Here is a 16,129-nt window from a genome sequence, read left to right as displayed (position 1 = left end):
CGGCGCGTGTTTGGTGCAGGTACGCAGATGACCGATCCCAGCCCCCACGATTCTTCCGATATTTCTATTTCCTCGCATGAGAGCGCGATTCCCGGTGTGCAACTGCAGACCGTGGTCGGTGCTGGCGTGCTGCTGGTCGCGGCCGGCCTGGCGTTTGGCGCACTGGGCATTCCCGGCGATGCGGGCTATGGCGGCGTGGGCCCCAACTTCCTGCCCTGGGTCTGTGCGCTGGTGCTGGCGCTGTGCGGCGGCTGGCTGGTGTGGGAAGCGCGCACCGGCGGCTACCGCGCGATGGGCGAGCCCACGGGCAGTGCCAAGGCTGACTGGAGCGCGGCGGTCTGGGTTTCGGCCGGGCTGCTGCTCAATGCAGCGCTGATCACCACGCTGGGTTTCATTCTGAGCTGCACGCTGTGCTACGTGCTGGCGGTGCAGGGACTGCGCCGCGCTGCGGGCCAGGTTGGGGCGCGTGAGCCGCGCACCTGGGCTGTCGATCTGTTCACGGGACTGTGCATTTCGGCGCCGGTCTTCTGGATCTTCACGCAGTTTTTGGCGATCAATTTGCCGGGTCTGACCGGGACGGGGTGGCTGTAATGGAAATTCTTGATGCCTTGATGGCGGGCTTTGCGACAGCCATTACGCCAGGCAATCTGCTGTGGGCCCTCGTGGGCTGTGCGCTGGGAACGGCCGTGGGCGTGCTGCCCGGCATCGGCCCGGCTGTGGCCGTCGCCATGCTGCTGCCCATCACCGCCAAGGTCGAAGTCACGGCCTCGATGATCTTCTTCGCCGGTATCTATTACGGCGCCATGTACGGCGGCTCGACCACGTCCATCTTGCTGAACACCCCCGGGGAGACGGCGAGCATGGTCACGGCCATGGAAGGCAACAAGATGGCCAAGAGCGGGCGCGCAGGCGCGGCGCTGGCCACGGCGGCCATTGGCTCGTTTGTTGCGGGAACGATTGCGACCGTGGTGGTCACCTTGTTCGCGCCTACCGTCGCCGAATTCGCGGTGCGCCTTGGCCCGCCGGAATACTTCATGTTGATGGTGCTGGCGTTCACCACGGTGAGCGCCGTGCTGGGTCAAAGCCGCGTGCGCGGCATGACCGCGCTGTTCATCGGTCTGGCCGCGGGCTGCATAGGCATGGACCAGATTTCGGGTGCGGCACGCTACACCGGCGGCAAGATGGAACTGCTCGACGGCATCGACATCGTGCTGGTGGCCGTGGGTCTGTTCGCCGTGGCCGAAGTGCTCTATGCGGCGCTGTATGAAGGCCGTACCAAGGATACGCAGAACCACATGGGCCGGGTGCACATGACGCGCCTGGACTGGAAACGTTCGGTGCCCGCCTGGCTGCGCGGCACCGTGATCGGCACGCCTTTCGGCTGTATTCCCGCGGGCGGCACCGAGATTCCTACGTTCCTGAGCTATGCGGCGGAAAAGAAGCTGGCCAAGGGTGCCAACAAGGACGAGTTCGGCCGCCAGGGTGCGATCGAAGGCGTGGCCGGCCCCGAGGCGGCGAACAATGCGACCGTGACGGCCGCGCTGATTCCGCTGCTGACGCTGGGCATTCCCACGTCGAACACCACGGCCGTGTTGCTGGGCGCGTTCCAGAACTACGGCATCAACCCCGGTCCGCAGCTGTTCACCACGTCGGCCACGCTGGTCTGGGCGCTGATCGCTTCGCTGTACATCGGCAATCTGATGCTGCTGGTGCTCAACCTGCCCATGGTGGGCCTGTGGGTCAAGCTGCTGAAGATTCCCAAGCCGCAGCTGTATGCGGGCATTCTGATTTTCGCCACCGTCGGTGCCTACGGCATGCGCCAAAGCGCGTTCGATCTGTTCCTGCTCTACGGCATCGGCCTGCTGGGCGTGTTGATGCGGCGCTTCGACTTCCCCACGGCGCCCGTGGTGGTCGGCATGATTCTGGGCCCCCTGGCCGAAGCGCAGATGCGCAATGCGGTGTCGATAGGCGAAGGCAGCTGGATGATTTTCCTGCAACGCCCTATGTCGCTGACGCTCATCATCATCGTGCTGGCGGTGCTGATCGTGCCGCGCCTGCTGCAGCGCCGCGCCAGAACCTGATCGTTTCTTCCTGTGTTTGCCTTTTAGCCCGCGAGTCTCTCGCGGGCTTTTTTTATGCGCGCTGCAGGCCGTCGATCAGCGCGTCAATGGTGACGCGCTGGCGCGCGGTCATGCGCGTGGTCTTGGACCAGAGCAGGTGGATGGGCAGGGGCGCGGGCTGGGCGTCGCCCAGCACCATCTGCAGCCGTCCCGCGCGCACTTCGTCTTCGACAAACCAGCCCGGCAATTGCGCCAGCCCCTGGCCGGCGAGCGCGGCGTCCTTGACCGCGGCCAGATCGCTCACGCGCATCCGTGCGCGCTGCGGGGGCCGCTGCGCGCCGGCCGCATCGTTGAATTGCCAGGCTTCGGCGAGATCGCCGCGCAGGCGCGCAATGCCGTCGTGATCGCGCAGCGCATCGAGGGTGCGCGGCTCGCCGCGACGCTCCAGGTAAGCGGGCGCGGCGCACAGGCACAGCGTCTGTTCGCCGAGCCGGCGCGCGACATGCGAGGCGCTGTCTTCGAGCTTGCCTATGCGCAGCGCGATGTCGACATGCTCTTCGACCAGATCGACGGCGCGGCTCGACAGCAGCAGATCGAGATCGAGCGCGGGGTGGCGCGCCAGCAATCCGCTGAGCACCGGCAGCACGCAGATGCGCCCGTACAGCGTGGGCAGGGCGATGCGCACCCGCCCCGTGGGCAGCACGCGACGTTCGGCGAGTGCCGATTCGGCCTGGTCCAGCTCGGCGAGCGCGCGCAGGCAGCTTTCGTGAAAGGCCTGGCCTTCGTCGGTCAGCGCCATGCGTCGCGTCGTGCGTTCGAACAGGCGCACGCCCAGGCGCTGCTCCAGCCGTGCGACGGCCTTGCCCACGCTGGAGGCCGACAGGCCCAACTGGCGCGAAGCGAGGCTGAAACTGCCGCACTCCACCGCGCGCACAAACGCCTGAATGCCGTGAAACCGATCAAAGGACTGCATGGGAGATTCGATAGTTGGATGCTCTTGTGTTGTGGTTGATTCTATGGATTCGATCCATGGCTTATTTATTAGCATGGTCTGCTTTCCCAGGAGTTCCTCAACCATGCACATTTCGCCACACCGCCAGCGCTGGCTGGCCATGGCCGGCATCGCCATCGCCAGCTTTCTGGGCTGCATAGACTTCACCATCGTCAACACCGCCGTGCCTGCGATCCAGTCGGCCTTGCAGGCCGACATTGCGCATGTGCAATGGATAGTCACGGCGTTTGTCGTCGCGCTGTCGAGCTGCACCATTGCCGTGGGGCAACTCGCCGACCGTTACGGCCGGCGCGAAGTGATGTTTGCCAGCATGGCGCTGTTCGCGCTGGCTTCGCTGGGCGCGGGCCTGGCGTCCAGCCTCGGCTGGCTGATCTCTTGGCGCGCCGTGCAGGGCATGGCCTGCGCCGGCCTGTACACCGCGTCGGCGGCATTGGTGGCGGCGATGTTTCCCGAAGCGCAGCGCGGCAGGGCGCTGGGCCTGCTGTTCAGCATCAACGGACTGGGGCTGGCGCTGGGGCCCGTGGCCGGCGGCCTGCTGGTCGAGGCCTGGGGCTGGCGCGCGATCTTTCTGGTCAATGTTCCGCTGATCGCCGCAAGTTTTGCGCTGTGCATGGGGCGGCTTGCGCTCGCTGCCGCGCCTGCTGCACGCGCGCGCTTTGATTGGCTGGGCGCGGTGCTGTTGCTGGCGGTGCTGCCCGGCGCGCTCGCGGCGCTGATACACGGCGGCGACTGGGGCTGGGCGTCGCGCGCAACGCTGGGCCTGCTGGCCGTCGCCGTGCTGGCGGGGGCGGCGTTGGTCGTGGTCGAGAAGCGCGCGCCGGCGCCGCTGTTGCGCTGGCCGCTGTTCGTGCAGCCGCGCTTTGCCGTGGCCGCGTGCGCGACCGCGGCGCTGGCGTTCTTCTATTGCGTGGCGTTCTTTCTGATGCCGCTGTACCTGGGGGAACTGCGCGGCCAGGACAGCGCGGCCACGGGCTGGCTGCTGCTGCCAACCACGGCCGTGATGGCGCTGGTCTCGCCGCTGGCCGGCCGCGGCTGCGATCGCTGGGGCACCGGGCCGGTGATGGGCGCGGGCTTTGCGGCGCTGCTGGTGTCGGCCCTGATGCAAACCGTGTTTGACGCCAGCACGTCCTGGCCCTGGGTACTGGCCGCATTTGGCTTCATGGGTCTGGGCTGGGGCTGCGTGCTCGGGCCGTCGATGACGGCCGCGCTGACAGCACTGCCGCAAGCGCTTGCGGGCACGGCGCTGGGAATGGCGACCACATTGCACAACGTGGGCGGGGCGCTGGGGCTGGCGATCGGGACCGTGCTGTATCGCCTTGCAGCGCAGGGCGGGGGATTCGCCGCGGGCTACCAGCGGGTCATGTGGCTGCTGGCGTCGGTGTGTCTCGGGGCTTTGGCCGCGCTCTGGTTGGGGCGCACGGCGCTGCGGGGGCGCAGCGCCTAGGCGCCCGTACCGGGCCGCGCGTGCTTACCGGCATTCGAAACTTGCCGCCTGCTCGATGGCGCCGCCACGGTAGTGGGCTTCTGTCGGATAGGCGCAGATCAGCCGTGTACGCGACCGTGACCAGTTGGCGGGCAGGGCCGCGTTGCCGGGATTCACTCCGGCCACGTAGGAGTTGGGAGCAATTCCCGTTTCGACCCAGTTGTCAATGAGCTGCAGCGTGTCATACACGTCGGTGGTGGGCCCCCCTGTTCCGTGGTTCATGCCCGGAACCAGAAAGAGGCGGACGATGTCGGCGGCCGCCTCGGCCCCATATCGCTTGTTGAGCTGATCGAGATACCGGGTGGAATCCGCGGGCGAGAAATAGGGATCCGCAAGGCCGTGCACCATCAGCAGCCGCCCCTTGCGAGCGGCGAACTTGTCGAGGTTGGGCGAATCGGCGTTCATCAGGCTGAAGGCAGAGTGCGGGAACTTCGTCGACGTGGCGGAGAGCTTGGCAAACGCGGCTGCCGGGTCGCCGTTGAGCATGTACAGGTAGGGATTGGCGAACGGGTCTTCGACAGGCGGAATCACCAGATCAAACGCCAGGTGGCCTGCCATTTGTCCCGCGATGTTTGCGGTGTTGGGCGCCCCCGCCACGGTGTTCACCGCGCCCAGACGATGGCTGGGCCAGCCGTTGTCCGCGGCCAGGCCTGGATCGAAGCTCCAGGGCGAGTATTGGGGAATGCCGTCGTGGATGCGCTTGAAGACGTCGATCTTCGGCTGGCTGAAGCAGCCCGAGGCGGGGTTGGCTGCGCTGCAAAGCAAGCGCTGGGAGTCGAAGGCGCAGCGCGAAGGGCTGAAGATCATCCCATCGGCGACCCCATCCAGCGCATCGCATTGCTCGAGGATCTTGCCGGCCGCAAAATTGAGTTCAGCGCGGCTGAATGCGGTCGCTATATCGGGCGTCACCGCGTCCACGCCGGTGCGCGAGATGGAGGCCTGCTCCTGCACCATGACCATGTTCGCAATCGTCGCCGAGGCAACGCGAAACCCGGGAACCACGACGGCCACCGCATCGAATAGATCGGGGTACATCTGGGTGGCTTTCATGCCTTGGCGCCCGCCGCCCGAGCTGCCAATAAAGTAAGAGCGGCGGGGCGCCTGCAGGTAGGCCGCTTGCACCACCGTCTTGAATGCATTGGCAACGATGGGCAAAAACAAGTGCCCGTATTCGAGCCGTGCCTGTGGGTCGAAGCCAAACCGAAAGCTGCCGTTGGTGCCCGGCATCGTTCGATGTCCGGTGTCCGTGGCGACGACCGCGTAGCCGCGCATGAGCGCGTTGTCTTGCGCGCCTGCGACGCGCAAGTCGCCGCGCGCGGCGTTCAAGGAGCCCGCGGTTCCTCCGATGCCTTCAAAAAAAGTCTTGGTGTTCCATGCTGCGGGCAGTCTGATGCGGAAGTCGATGCCGTATGCGGCGGCGCCGGATGTCGCTGCCGAGCCCTCGCTGCCATCCAGGCCGTTGGTCCTGGCGTTCATCGTTCCTTCTACAAGGCAATGATCCGGTGTGGACTGGGCAGGGTTGGACGCTTTCTCCCCTGCAGTCCAGACCGCCGTAGCCACTTTCCCCAAGCCTTGCTGTGCAGAGCCGTCACCCAGCGAGTGCCCGGCGAGCGCGGCGCACGCGGCGGCATCGAGCGTCGTTCGGGCGCCGGGCCCCGCAGGAAGCGGGGTGTTTCCTGTGCCTGCGTTCGCGGGTGGTGCCAGGCTCGCCCCGCCTGCGCCGCAGCCGGCGATCAGTGCGATTGAAGAAAGTACCGCCGCTATTTTTGCGTAGCTGTCAGCCGACATGTCGTCTCCTGTTGTTGTCTGGCCAGCGTAGCGACGAAGTGGTGCGAAGTCTGTCCACCCTGAGTACGACAGGAATGCAGGCCGGCCCACGAAAAGGGCGCGGCCTGGCCTAGGCTTGCACGATATTGAACATGGGGTCGAAGACCTCGAGCGTCTGCAGGAAGGCGGCCACCAGGGCCTTGTTGCCGTCGATGCGTAGATGCTCGGACGCCAGGTCGTCCAGCAGCAGCAGCGGGGCTTGCAGCCAGCGGGCCAACTGAGCGCGAGAAGTGCGGATGGTGGCGTCCGCGGCGCTGCCGTGGCTGCCCGCCAGATGGTTGAGTGCGCCGTTCGACAAGGTCAGGCGTTGGCAATCGCCGTCATCGAGCTGCCAATCGAAGCGCGCCTTGAGGTCTTGCGCCTGCAGCCCGTTGACGCGAATGGCCAGAAATTCGAGGAAGCTGGCCAGCGGAAGTTCGGCCACGACATCGGGGCTGATGGCGATGCCCTGCGGCACCTTGGGTTTATGGCGCTGGCGCAGCTCGCGCGCGCCCAGCAGATAGCTGTTGCGCCAGGTGGCCGACTCGGCCTGGTAACCGAGTTGTTCCATCGCATTGGCGGCGAGTTCGCGGGCCGGCCAATTACCCGGATCGGCAAACACCACATGGTCCAGCACCTGGACGACCCAGCGGAATTCGCCGGCTGCAAAGTCCTGGCGCGCGCGCGCGATCACCGCGTCGGCGCCGCCCATGTAGTCGACATAACGCTGGGCGGCCTTGTCCGGCGCCAAGGGGTTGAGCCGTGCCGGGTTGCCGTCATACGGGCCCAGGTAGTGCGCATAGATAGCCTGCACATTGTGCGCCACGGCGCCGTAGTAGCCGCGCGCGAACCATTGCTGCGAGAGCTTGTTCGGCATCATCAGCGTGTCGGCGATTTCATGCGGCGTCAGGCCATGGCTCATCAGGCGCAGCGTCTGGTCATGGAGATAGCGGTACAGGTCGCGCTGGCCGCCGAGAAACTCGCCGATGCGCGCCGCGCCCCACACGGGCCAGTGGTGCTGCGCCAGCACCACGTCGGCATGCGCAGCGAACTGGTCCAGTGCTTCGTCGAGGTAGCGCGCCCAGGCCAGTGCATCGCGCGTCTTGGCGCCGCGCAGCGGGCACAGGTTGTGCATGGTGTGGCAGGCGTTTTCCGCAAGATTCAATGCGCGGTGCCGGGGGAAGAACAGGTTCATTTCCGCGGGGGCCTCGGCGCCGGGCGTCATCTGGAACGTGATCTCTACGCCATCGACATGGTGGTGCTCGCGGGTCGCCGTGATCACCATGTTCGGCGCGATGAAGCCATCTCCGCCGCGGCCCACCGCCTTGCCCAGGCCGCTGTCGATGTGGCCCATGGGGCCGGGTTCCAGCGAAGTGCCGAACTGGAACAGCGAGCGCCGGCGCATGGGCACGCCCGCAAGAATGCTTTCGGAGAACGCCTCCTGCGTGAAGCCATTGGGCGCAATGATGGGCACGCCGCGCGTTTTCACTTCCTCGGGCGTGATGACTCCGCGCACGCCGCCGTAGTGGTCGCGGTGGCTGTGGGTATAGATGACGGCCGTGACCGGCCGGTCTCCGCGGTGGCGGCGGTACAGGGCGAGCGCCGCGCGGGCATGCTCAGTGAACGTCAGCGGGTCGATCACGATCACGCCCGCCGTGCCTTCGACGAAGGTGACGTTGGCCAGGCAGAAGCCTCGCACCTGGTAGATGCCGGCAGTCACCTCGAACAGGCCGTGGATCGCATTGAGCTTGGAGAGACGCCAGAGGCTAGGGTTCACAGTGTGCGGTGCATCGCCTTGCACAAAGGCATGCTGGCGCATGGTCCATGCCACGCCGCCGGCATCGGCTTCGATGTGGGCATCCTCAATGGTGCCTATGAAGCCGCGTCGGGCGTCAGCAAAATCACGGGTGTCGTTGAAATTGAGTTCGGACGCCGTTTGTGCGTGCGCGGCAAGGGTGGCGGGGTGGGCTGGATGCATCGTTGAGGGCTCGTTGTGCTTTAGTTGATCGAGATGCGCGTCTCGGCTTGAAAACGCTTCCACTGCGGCACTTCGCGTGCCAGTGTTTCCCGCAGGTGGCGCGGGCTCATGTCGGGCGCGACTTCGCAGCCCAGCTCCAGCACCTTGGCTTTCATGGCTGCGGAGCTGAATCCCTTTGCCAGCGCGGCGCTGACGCGCTCGAGCATGGCCGCCGGCGTGCCCGCGGGCGCGGCGATGCCTATCCAGCTGAGCGCGCCCACGCCGGCAAAGCCTTGCTCCTCCAGCGTCGCCAGCTGGGGAGCGGAGGGCAGGCGCGTGGGCCCGGTGACGGCCAGCGCCGCCACGCGCCCGGCCGCCGCCAATGGGAGACCCTAAGGGTCGGTGAACGCAAAGTCGAGTCGGCCGCCCGCGACTTCGGCCATCACCTGGCCCTGGCCTTTGTACGGGACATGTACCGCCTCGATGCCCGCCTTGCGCAAGAGCATTTCCGCCGTCAGGTGGGCCAGCGAGCCGACACCCAGCGAGCCATAGTTCAGCAGCCGCGACTTGCCGAGCTTGACCAGAGCGGCAAGCGTGGGGGCGGTCTGCGGGTTGCCGTACAGCACATTGCGGGCCAGCCAGACCATGCCCACCGGCGCGAAGTCCTGCAGCGGGTCGTAGCGCAACGCGGGCATGAAGGCCGGGTTGATGCTCAGTGCGCTGGTGGTCACCATCACCAGCGTGCGGCCGTCCGGTGCGGAACGCGCCACCAGTTCGGTGCCCACGGCGCCATTGGCGCCCGGTTTGTAGTCTGCATAGACGGAGGTGCCGAGTTCCACCGTGAGGATCTCGGTGACCAGGTTGGCGAAGATCGTTCCCATGCCGCCGCCGCCGTAGGGAATCACCAGGCGAATGGGTTGCGAGGCAGCCAGGGTACCCTGGCTGGCAGCCCACGAAATGCCCGCCAGAGCGGTGAGGGCGGCGCGACGAGTGTGTGTCATGATCAGTTCAAACGATGGGGTGGCTTTGCTGGCGCACCCCTGATCCATGACGGCCCGCGGCCGTTTTGTGAGGGTTCATGACCGCCTGCAAAATTATAGTATTGACTATATTTTTAGAAATCCGATATGCCGTTTACGAGTAAGCAAGTGCGAAAAACGCGCTTGGCGCCGCGATGATGCGGCTTGCAGAAGGGGTGGACGCGCGCTTCGCCCAGTGGCTGCGCGAAGGCTTGCTGCCGGAAGTCAAACCCGGCGTACAGGAGCGCAGCGTGCGCACGGCCCAGGCACTCGTAGACGCGGGTTTGCGGCTGCTGGAACACCGGGTTTTCGAAGCGCTTTCACTGGAAGACCTGTGCGAGGAGGCCGGCGTCACCATCGGTGCGTTCTACGGCCGCTTCGAAGACAATAAGAGCTACTTTCGCGTATTGCAGCGCGTGACCAGCCTGCGCTCGCAGGTGGCCTTCAACGAGTTCAGCGCCCGTATCCTCGCTGCAAAGGAGCCCGGTCTGCAGACAGTGTGCGAGGAGTTGACGCTGTGGATCGTCGGGCGCTACCAGACCAATGCCGGCATCTACCGCTCGGCATTGCGCCAGGCGGCCGATGGCAGCTGGGAGCCCTTCAGGCAGCTGGGTGACATGTACCGCAAGGAGTTGGTGGCCCTGCTCGTGCCGCTCATCGCGCATGTCGACGCGTCCCAGCGCGTGCTGCGCGTGCAGGCCGCCTATCAGATGCTGGTGGGCACGCTGGTCCATGCCACGCTCAACGACCCCGGGCCGCTGCGTTTTCAGGACCAGGCCATGACGCGGGAGTTGACCAGGATGGTGCTGGCATACCTTCAAGCCGAGAGTTGACGTAGACCGGGCCTACGGCGGGGCGGCGAACGGCCATCGCGGCATCTACAGATGCATTGCAACGAGGCCTGATGGCGCTGGCCGCAGCCGATGAATGGGCGGCATTGCGCTTGCTTCCCGAAACGCATAAACAAGCGCGAAAAGCTTCGTTGCCCGGGCGCGCAGGTCTATCGCAAGATGAATGTCTGTTTGTCTTTCTGCACGTTTCCGGTATGCGTTTCTCGATTTCTTTCCCGCTTGCTCCAGTCGCCATCGCGCCCATGATCATCCACCTTGTGCCGGCCACGGCGGCCTGAGCGGGAGTGGCCATGATGAATGCAATCGCAACGCGGCGTGCCTGGCTGCGCACCGCGGCGGCCCTCGCGGCGGCGGCCGGCAGCACGACGGCGGGAGCTGCCATTGGCAATGACCGCAATGTGCGCCTGGTGCTGCCATTGGCGCCGGGTGGCGCAATGGATGTGCTGGGCCGGGGGCTGGCGAATGCGCTGGGCCCGCGGCTTGGTGCCAGTTTTGTGGTCGAGAACCGTGCGGGCGCGGGCGGCAATCTGGCCCATGAACTGGTGGCGGGCGAGAAGCCCGACGGCCACACGCTGCTGCTGACCAGCAATGCGCTGGTGGCCAATGTCACGCTGTTCGAGGGCAAAGTGCGCTACGACCCCGTGCGCAGCTTCGTGCCCGTGAGCATCATCGCCAGTTCACCCACCGTCATCGTGGTGCGCAGCGATGCGACGGCACGCGACATGGCGACGCTGGCCGCCCAGGCGCGCGGCGCCGGCGGCATCAGCGTGGGAACGCCGGGCTTTGGCAACGGCAATCACCTCGCGCTGGTGAAGCTGCACCGCGCCCAGGGAGGCGACTGGCGCCACATTCCCTACAAGGGCGCCGGGCCGGCACTGGTGGGTTTGCTGGGGGGCGAGACCGACGCGGCCATCGTGGCGCTGCCCGCGGCCCAGCCACATATTCAGGCAGGGCGCCTGCGCGCACTGGCCGTGGTGCAGGAGCGGCGCAGCAGCCTGGCTCCGGACGTACCTACTCTGGCGCAAGCGGGCATCACCATCGATCTCGAAAACGGCTGGTTCGGCTTGCTCGCGCCTGCCGGCACGCCGCAGGCCGTGGTGGACCGCGTGCAGCAGGCCGTCACCAGTGTGCTGGCCGATCCGGAGTTTCGCACGCAGCTCGCGCGCCAAGGCTTCGAGCCCGTGGGCAGTTCGTCGCAGGCGTTCGCGCGCCAGCTGGACCGCGATGTCGCCACCTTTCCGCCGCTGCTCAAGAGCCTCGGTGCCCGAGTGGAGTGACGCACATGCCTACCCTTCACCTCGGAGCACGGCTCCACTACGAAACCTACGGCCCGGATGCCGACGCCGCGCCGCGACTGCCCGTGCTGCTGCTGGCGCCGGGCGGCCTGCGTTCGCGCATAGGCCTGTGGCGCCACACGCACGACGGCCGCGCGCGCAACTGGCCCGACCCGACCGTGGAACTGGCGCGTGCGCGCCGGGTCATCGCCATGGACCAGCGCAACGCCGGCCAGTCGTTCGCGCCCGTGGGCCCGCAGGACAACTGGGACAGCTTTGCCGCCGATCAGCTGGGCCTGCTGGATGCGCTGGGCATAGAGCGCTTCCATGTGCTGGGGGCGTGCATAGGCTCGTCGTTCGCCTTGCGCCTGGCCGAGCTGGCGCCGCAGCGCGTGGCTTCGGCCGTGCTGCAGCAGCCCATAGGCTGGTCGCCACGCAATGCGCTCTTGCGCAGCCACAACTTCCAGGTCTGGGTGGACGGCGCGGCGGACCGTCTGGCCGGCGTTGCGCCTGCGCACCTTCAGGCGCTGGAGCAGAACCTGTTCGGTGGCGAGGACTTCGTCTTCAGCGTCTCGCGCGACTTCGTGCGCAACACGCCCACGCCATTGCTGGTGCTTGCAGGCAACGATGTGCACCACCCGGCCGAGATCTCGCGCGAACTGGCGACACTGGCGCCGCGCGTGCAGCTCATCGAAGAGTGGCGCGGTGAATCGCATCGCAGCGCCTACCTGCAGGGCGTGCTCGACTTTCTGGAGAAGGCGGAGCAGTCGCCGCCGAAGTGAGACCTACCGAGTTTCCCGGGCCGCTAAACCACCGCCGCGTTGGGAGACTCGGGCCGCCGCGCCAGCAGCTGAGACAGCCGTTGAAGGCCCGCCCGTAAGCGTGCGCGGTCCTTGATGCTGCCCAAGGAGATACGGATGGCATTCACGGATACGCTGCCGGTGGCGAATGCCTGCGCCGGCGTGACGGCTATGCCTTCGCTTTCGGCGGCGCGCGCAAGCTGCGAGGAGCTCCAATATCCCGGCAACTCGAGCCAGACATGCAGGCCGTCGCCAGCGCCGCTGTAGCGCCCGGCCAGGATATCCCTGGCCATGCGGTGGCGCAGTCGCGCCTCCTGGCGTATGCCGGCCATCAATCGGTCCGCCGTGCCGTCGAAGATCCACTGCGTGGCGAGTGCTGCCGTCAGGGGTGCGACCATCAGCGCAAAGGAGCGTAGCGCGACCAGGAAACGTTCGCGTTCATGCGGGTCACGTATCAGCACGAAGGCGACGCGCAAGCCGGGCGTCAGGCATTTCGACAGGGTAGAGATGTAGTACACCTGTTCCGGCGCCAACGTGGCGATGGGCGGCGGCGGGGCCTCGGCAAGAAGCCAGTAGGGGTCGTCCTCGACGATGCGTACATTGCAGCGCCTGGCGATGCTGGCGATCTCCTGGCGCCGGCGTTCTCCCATGGTGATGGCGGTAGGGTTCTGCAATGTCGGATTGAGGTAGACCAGCCCAGGTTGGTGCTGGCGGCAGGCTTGCTCAAGCGCCTCAGGCACCATGCCTTGCTGGTCGGTTTCCACTGCCATGATGCGCCGGCCGAATTGGGTTGCTGCGGTACGCAGGCCGGGGTAACTTGCCGGCTCCGCCAGGATCACATCGCCAGGCGCCGTCAGCGCAAGAATCAAGGCGGCGATCGCTGCCTGCGCCCCTGGGCAGACCACGACCTGCCGAGAATCCAGCGCTCCAAACATGGGCTCCAGCCATTTGGCCCCGGCCTTGCGGTCGGAGTCGCTTCCGCCACCCAGGTGGTAAGTCATCAGCAGTTCAGTGTCTGCCCGCATCAATACTTGCGACAGACCTTGCTTCAACATGTCGTCGAAGTCCACGCCCTCCGGTGGTGGCGGGGTGTTCATGCTCAGATCGAGCACCGAAGTCAATTCGACTTTAGGCGCCGCGACATAAGTGCCGCGCGCGCCGCGTCCCTCGAGCAAGTGGCGGCGTCTGGCTTCGTCGTATGCGCGCGTGATCGTCGTCAGGTCGACATCCAGTTGTGCTGCCAAATGGCGCTGCGGAGGCAGGCGGTCACCCGGTTTCAGCGATCCGTCTTCCACCGCCGCCTGCAGCGCATCCGCAATCTGCAGAAAACGTGGGCCGCCCTGCAGGGCCAATCGCGGCAGCCAGACTGGCAAATGGTCATCTTGCATGGATTTCAACGCCCACGTTTGCGCTCAATGTATGGAAATTGCTTTTAAGTAGTATGGTGCAGCGACACCATTCTTGTATGGCTGGCGCTGGCGTTTCGCCTCTCATCCGGGAGGTGGCGCTCCTCACGATAGACAGTGTCAAGTCATAGGCTGGAAATTCTCAAAATGATCGATTGGATACCTGTAGGTTTCGTTCTGTTCAAGGTTCTCACGCTCAGCACGTGCATGTTCTTCGCCGTCAAGTGGCATTACGACCAGGGGAAGAAGGGGGCCGACAGGCGCGCGGTGCTGCTCGCTGGCGGCAAGGTGGTTGCCATCTTCATGCTGTTGCTGCTGGGCCTGGGGTTCGGCGCCTTCGCGCTTGCCAGGATGCTCGGTCTGGACTTGAGCCTTCCTTGATCAAAAGCCTGACGCTCTGAAGCCAAGCACCTGCTTGCGAGGTTCAGTCTTCGCTTTCACGCGGGTAGCCGGCGTCTGCCCAGCGCTGTGCAGATGAACGAGTGAGGCTATGGTCGGGCCTGACACGTATCTGGGCCAACTGGCTGCCGTCCGCTGCGGTGGCCGTGAGCGTCGCGCTGGCGCTCTCTTCATCGGGCTCGATATCGAGAGCCACCGTCACACGCAATCCGCGGACTTCGATCTCTATATCTTTGTGCAGCAGCGCTGCGAGGTGCTGCTCGTTGCGGCGTATTATTTCGCTGGCAGTCTTCACCAGCGTGTTGAAGGCTGACACGTCAAGCGGCTTGGGGCTCTTCTTGTCACGCCCCATGGTCCATGGGCCGATCAGGGCTGGTTCCGCCTGGCCGTCCTGGGTCATGGCCACAGCCCAGCCATCGTCGTCTTCATTCTTGATGACGCGGGCTTCCCAACCCTTGTGATGCCAAAGGCGGTCTTCGAAGATTGAGACTTCTTCTTGCTCGAGTTCTGCTGACATGTCTGGACTTTTTCTGATGCGATCAAGTCCAAAGTCTATTGGTTTTTTATACAGTTTTGTGCGGCTGGGTTTATCCCAGGGGCGGGCGTTCCGGGCGGCATAGGCCCTGATGAGGGCGACGCAGCGGATTTCATCCATGACCATCCGTTGCTTGCGCCCGACGGCCCGGCCCACAGGAGATGCCGGAGAATCCGCGTCCTGCGACAATTTGCCTCGCGCGCGACCGCGCCCGATTTCAAGGCGACGGCCCGACCGTCGCCGCCGAGCAGCTGATACGCTCCCGCGCACTGCTCCTGGCCGCGCGCAGCCCGCCTGAGCCGATACATTCATCATCCATGGTTCTCGACCCCTTCACCCTGCTCGTCATCACCGCGGCCATGGCTGCCGCCTCGGCGCTGTACCTGGCCGCCGAATGGAATAGCGTGCGCGAACGCTCTCTGCTGCTCTGGAGCACGGGGTTTGCCATCATCTCCGTGGGCTGCGTGCTGGCCCTGCTGCGTTCGCGCGGCTATGTGTTGTTCGGCATCTGGTTCCCCAACGGCATGCTGATCTGCGCCCACTGGTTTTTCCTGGCGGGCGTCGCCGGGTTCACGCGTGTGCGGTTGCCGAACGCCTGGTGGCTGGTGGCCGCTGTCTGGCTGGCGATGCTGTTTCTGCCCGACAGCCCCTGGTGGTCCAAGGCGATGCTGGGCGTGCAGTCGCTGCTGATCGCAGTCATCACCTTGCGCGCCGGCCTGCTGCTGCACGCGCATGGCGTCGCGCTGAGCGTGAGTGCGGCGCAACTGCGTTTCGTCCTGCTGGCGCACGGCATTTTCTACCTCGCCAAGGCCGGATCGACCCTGGTGCCGGACGCCTTCGTCAACCTGGCCAGTTTCCGCGGCGCGATGATTCCCATCTCGCTGGTGGAAGGCGTGATGGCGATCATGCTGCTCGCGATGTCCATGACCGGCACCGAGCGCCATCGGCGTGAGGAACGCATCGCGCAGATCGCCGCCCGCGACCCGCTCACGGCCCTCGACAATCGCCGCGCGCTCTATCTGCGCGCACCGGAGCTGCTGAAGCAGGCCTCGCCGGCCCGCCCTGGCGCGCTGCTGCTGATCGACATCGACCATTTCAAGCAGGTCAACGACCTGCACGGTCACGATGCCGGCGACCGCCTGCTGATGGCCTTGAGCGACATCATCCGCGGCGCGCTGCCCCACGGCGCGTTGGCCGCGCGGCTGGGCGGGGACGAGTTCGTGATTCTGCTGCGCGGCGTCTCGGGCGCCGGCGCGCAGGCGCTGGGCCAGGACTTGCGCGAGGCGTTCGCGCAGCAGGCGCGCGCGATGTTCGCGACGCCGGAGCCGGTGTCCCTGAGCATAGGCGCAAGCCTGTTCGACCAGCCCGACACGGAGCTGTCGCACTGGCTCAAGCGCGCCGACGAAGCCCTTTACGCATCGAAGCGCAAGGGGCGGGACCGGATGGAGCTTGTGCCGTTCCCGGCCTAGCGGCTGTTCTGATGATCCCCCGGCCTTGACCGGCGCTGTAGTTACGGCTGTCCTTCAC

General features: G+C 65.9%; 14 protein-coding genes and 1 pseudogene. 9 read left to right on the top strand and 6 right to left on the bottom strand.

Features of this window, described 5'->3' with window-relative positions; genetic code table 11:
• Positions 1 to 27: 27 nt before the first annotated feature.
• Together KHY18_RS09865 and KHY18_RS09860 are read left to right on the top strand one after the other, a co-directional pair.
• Positions 28 to 591 carry a tripartite tricarboxylate transporter TctB family protein gene (locus tag KHY18_RS09865; RefSeq protein ID WP_213298710.1) on the top strand — a complete coding sequence of 188 codons (564 nt, stop codon included), beginning with the start codon at positions 28 to 30 and terminating at the stop codon, positions 589 to 591.
• Positions 591 to 2,081 (top strand): tripartite tricarboxylate transporter permease, encoded by a 1,491-nt coding sequence (locus KHY18_RS09860; protein WP_213298707.1) that lies wholly within the window; start codon positions 591 to 593, stop codon positions 2,079 to 2,081. The genes KHY18_RS09865 and KHY18_RS09860 overlap by 1 nt, the downstream gene beginning before the upstream one ends.
• A 52-nt stretch (positions 2,082 to 2,133) precedes the next feature.
• Here the strand turns inward: KHY18_RS09860 and KHY18_RS09855 are convergent, their stop codons facing one another.
• Positions 2,134 to 3,033 (bottom strand): LysR family transcriptional regulator, encoded by a 900-nt coding sequence (locus KHY18_RS09855; protein ID WP_213298704.1) that lies wholly within the window; start codon positions 3,031 to 3,033, stop codon positions 2,134 to 2,136.
• Positions 3,034 to 3,136: 103 nt separating this feature from the next.
• Here KHY18_RS09855 and KHY18_RS09850 point away from each other — a divergent pair, with 103 nt between their 5' ends.
• On the top strand, positions 3,137 to 4,516 hold the full coding sequence (locus tag KHY18_RS09850; RefSeq protein WP_213298701.1) for an MFS transporter: 1,380 nt from the start codon (positions 3,137 to 3,139) through the stop codon (positions 4,514 to 4,516).
• 24 nt (positions 4,517 to 4,540) lie between these two features.
• Here KHY18_RS09850 and KHY18_RS09845 read toward each other — a convergent pair whose 3' ends face one another.
• The 3 genes and pseudogenes from KHY18_RS09845 to KHY18_RS27050 all read right to left on the bottom strand — a co-directional run bounded on the left by KHY18_RS09845 (position 4,541) and on the right by KHY18_RS27050 (position 9,199).
• Entirely contained in the window at positions 4,541 to 6,343 is a 1,803-nt protein-coding gene (locus tag KHY18_RS09845; protein WP_213298698.1) for a tannase/feruloyl esterase family alpha/beta hydrolase, read from the bottom strand.
• A gap of 109 nt (positions 6,344 to 6,452) precedes the next feature.
• Entirely contained in the window at positions 6,453 to 8,339 is a 1,887-nt protein-coding gene (locus tag KHY18_RS09840) for an alkyl/aryl-sulfatase (RefSeq protein WP_213298695.1), read from the bottom strand.
• Positions 8,340 to 8,359: 20 nt separating this feature from the next.
• Positions 8,360 to 9,199 (bottom strand): annotated as a pseudogene (locus tag KHY18_RS27050) (tripartite tricarboxylate transporter substrate-binding protein).
• Positions 9,200 to 9,492: 293 nt separating this feature from the next.
• On the opposite strand from KHY18_RS27050, the gene KHY18_RS09825 reads away from it, so the two are divergent.
• From KHY18_RS09825 to KHY18_RS09810, 4 genes are all read left to right on the top strand, one after another.
• The gene (locus tag KHY18_RS09825; RefSeq protein WP_213298686.1) at positions 9,493 to 10,170 is read left to right on the top strand and encodes a TetR family transcriptional regulator; all 678 of its coding nucleotides are present in this window, start codon (positions 9,493 to 9,495) and stop codon (positions 10,168 to 10,170) included.
• 71 nt (positions 10,171 to 10,241) lie between these two features.
• Entirely contained in the window at positions 10,242 to 10,466 is a 225-nt protein-coding gene (locus KHY18_RS09820) for a hypothetical protein (RefSeq protein WP_213298684.1), read from the top strand.
• Positions 10,467 to 10,478: 12 nt separating this feature from the next.
• Entirely contained in the window at positions 10,479 to 11,465 is a 987-nt protein-coding gene (locus KHY18_RS09815) for a tripartite tricarboxylate transporter substrate binding protein (protein ID WP_249729022.1), read from the top strand.
• A gap of 5 nt (positions 11,466 to 11,470) precedes the next feature.
• The gene (locus tag KHY18_RS09810) at positions 11,471 to 12,244 is read left to right on the top strand and encodes an alpha/beta fold hydrolase (protein WP_213298681.1); all 774 of its coding nucleotides are present in this window, start codon (positions 11,471 to 11,473) and stop codon (positions 12,242 to 12,244) included.
• A 23-nt stretch (positions 12,245 to 12,267) separates the two neighbouring features.
• On the opposite strand, the gene KHY18_RS09805 is transcribed toward KHY18_RS09810, so the two are convergent.
• Entirely contained in the window at positions 12,268 to 13,650 is a 1,383-nt protein-coding gene (locus KHY18_RS09805; protein ID WP_213298678.1) for an aminotransferase-like domain-containing protein, read from the bottom strand.
• A gap of 165 nt (positions 13,651 to 13,815) precedes the next feature.
• Between KHY18_RS09805 and KHY18_RS09800 the strand changes: the two genes are divergently transcribed.
• Positions 13,816 to 14,049 carry a hypothetical protein gene (locus tag KHY18_RS09800; RefSeq protein ID WP_213298675.1) on the top strand — a complete coding sequence of 78 codons (234 nt, stop codon included), beginning with the start codon at positions 13,816 to 13,818 and terminating at the stop codon, positions 14,047 to 14,049.
• A 43-nt stretch (positions 14,050 to 14,092) separates the two neighbouring features.
• On the opposite strand, the gene KHY18_RS09795 is transcribed toward KHY18_RS09800, so the two are convergent.
• Complete coding sequence (locus KHY18_RS09795; protein ID WP_213298743.1) at positions 14,093 to 14,584, bottom strand: hypothetical protein; 492 nt, start codon at positions 14,582 to 14,584, stop codon at positions 14,093 to 14,095.
• A 335-nt stretch (positions 14,585 to 14,919) separates the two neighbouring features.
• On the opposite strand from KHY18_RS09795, the gene KHY18_RS09790 reads away from it, so the two are divergent.
• Positions 14,920 to 16,071: a GGDEF domain-containing protein gene (locus tag KHY18_RS09790; RefSeq protein ID WP_213298672.1), complete on the top strand. Its 1,152-nt coding sequence runs from the start codon at positions 14,920 to 14,922 to the stop codon at positions 16,069 to 16,071.
• The last annotated feature ends 58 nt before the right edge of the window (positions 16,072 to 16,129 follow it).

The organism is Acidovorax sp. CCYZU-2555, from assembly GCF_018413525.1.
GTDB lineage: Bacteria > Pseudomonadota > Gammaproteobacteria > Burkholderiales > Burkholderiaceae_C > Comamonas.
This window is presented reverse-complemented; position numbering and strand designations above follow the sequence as displayed.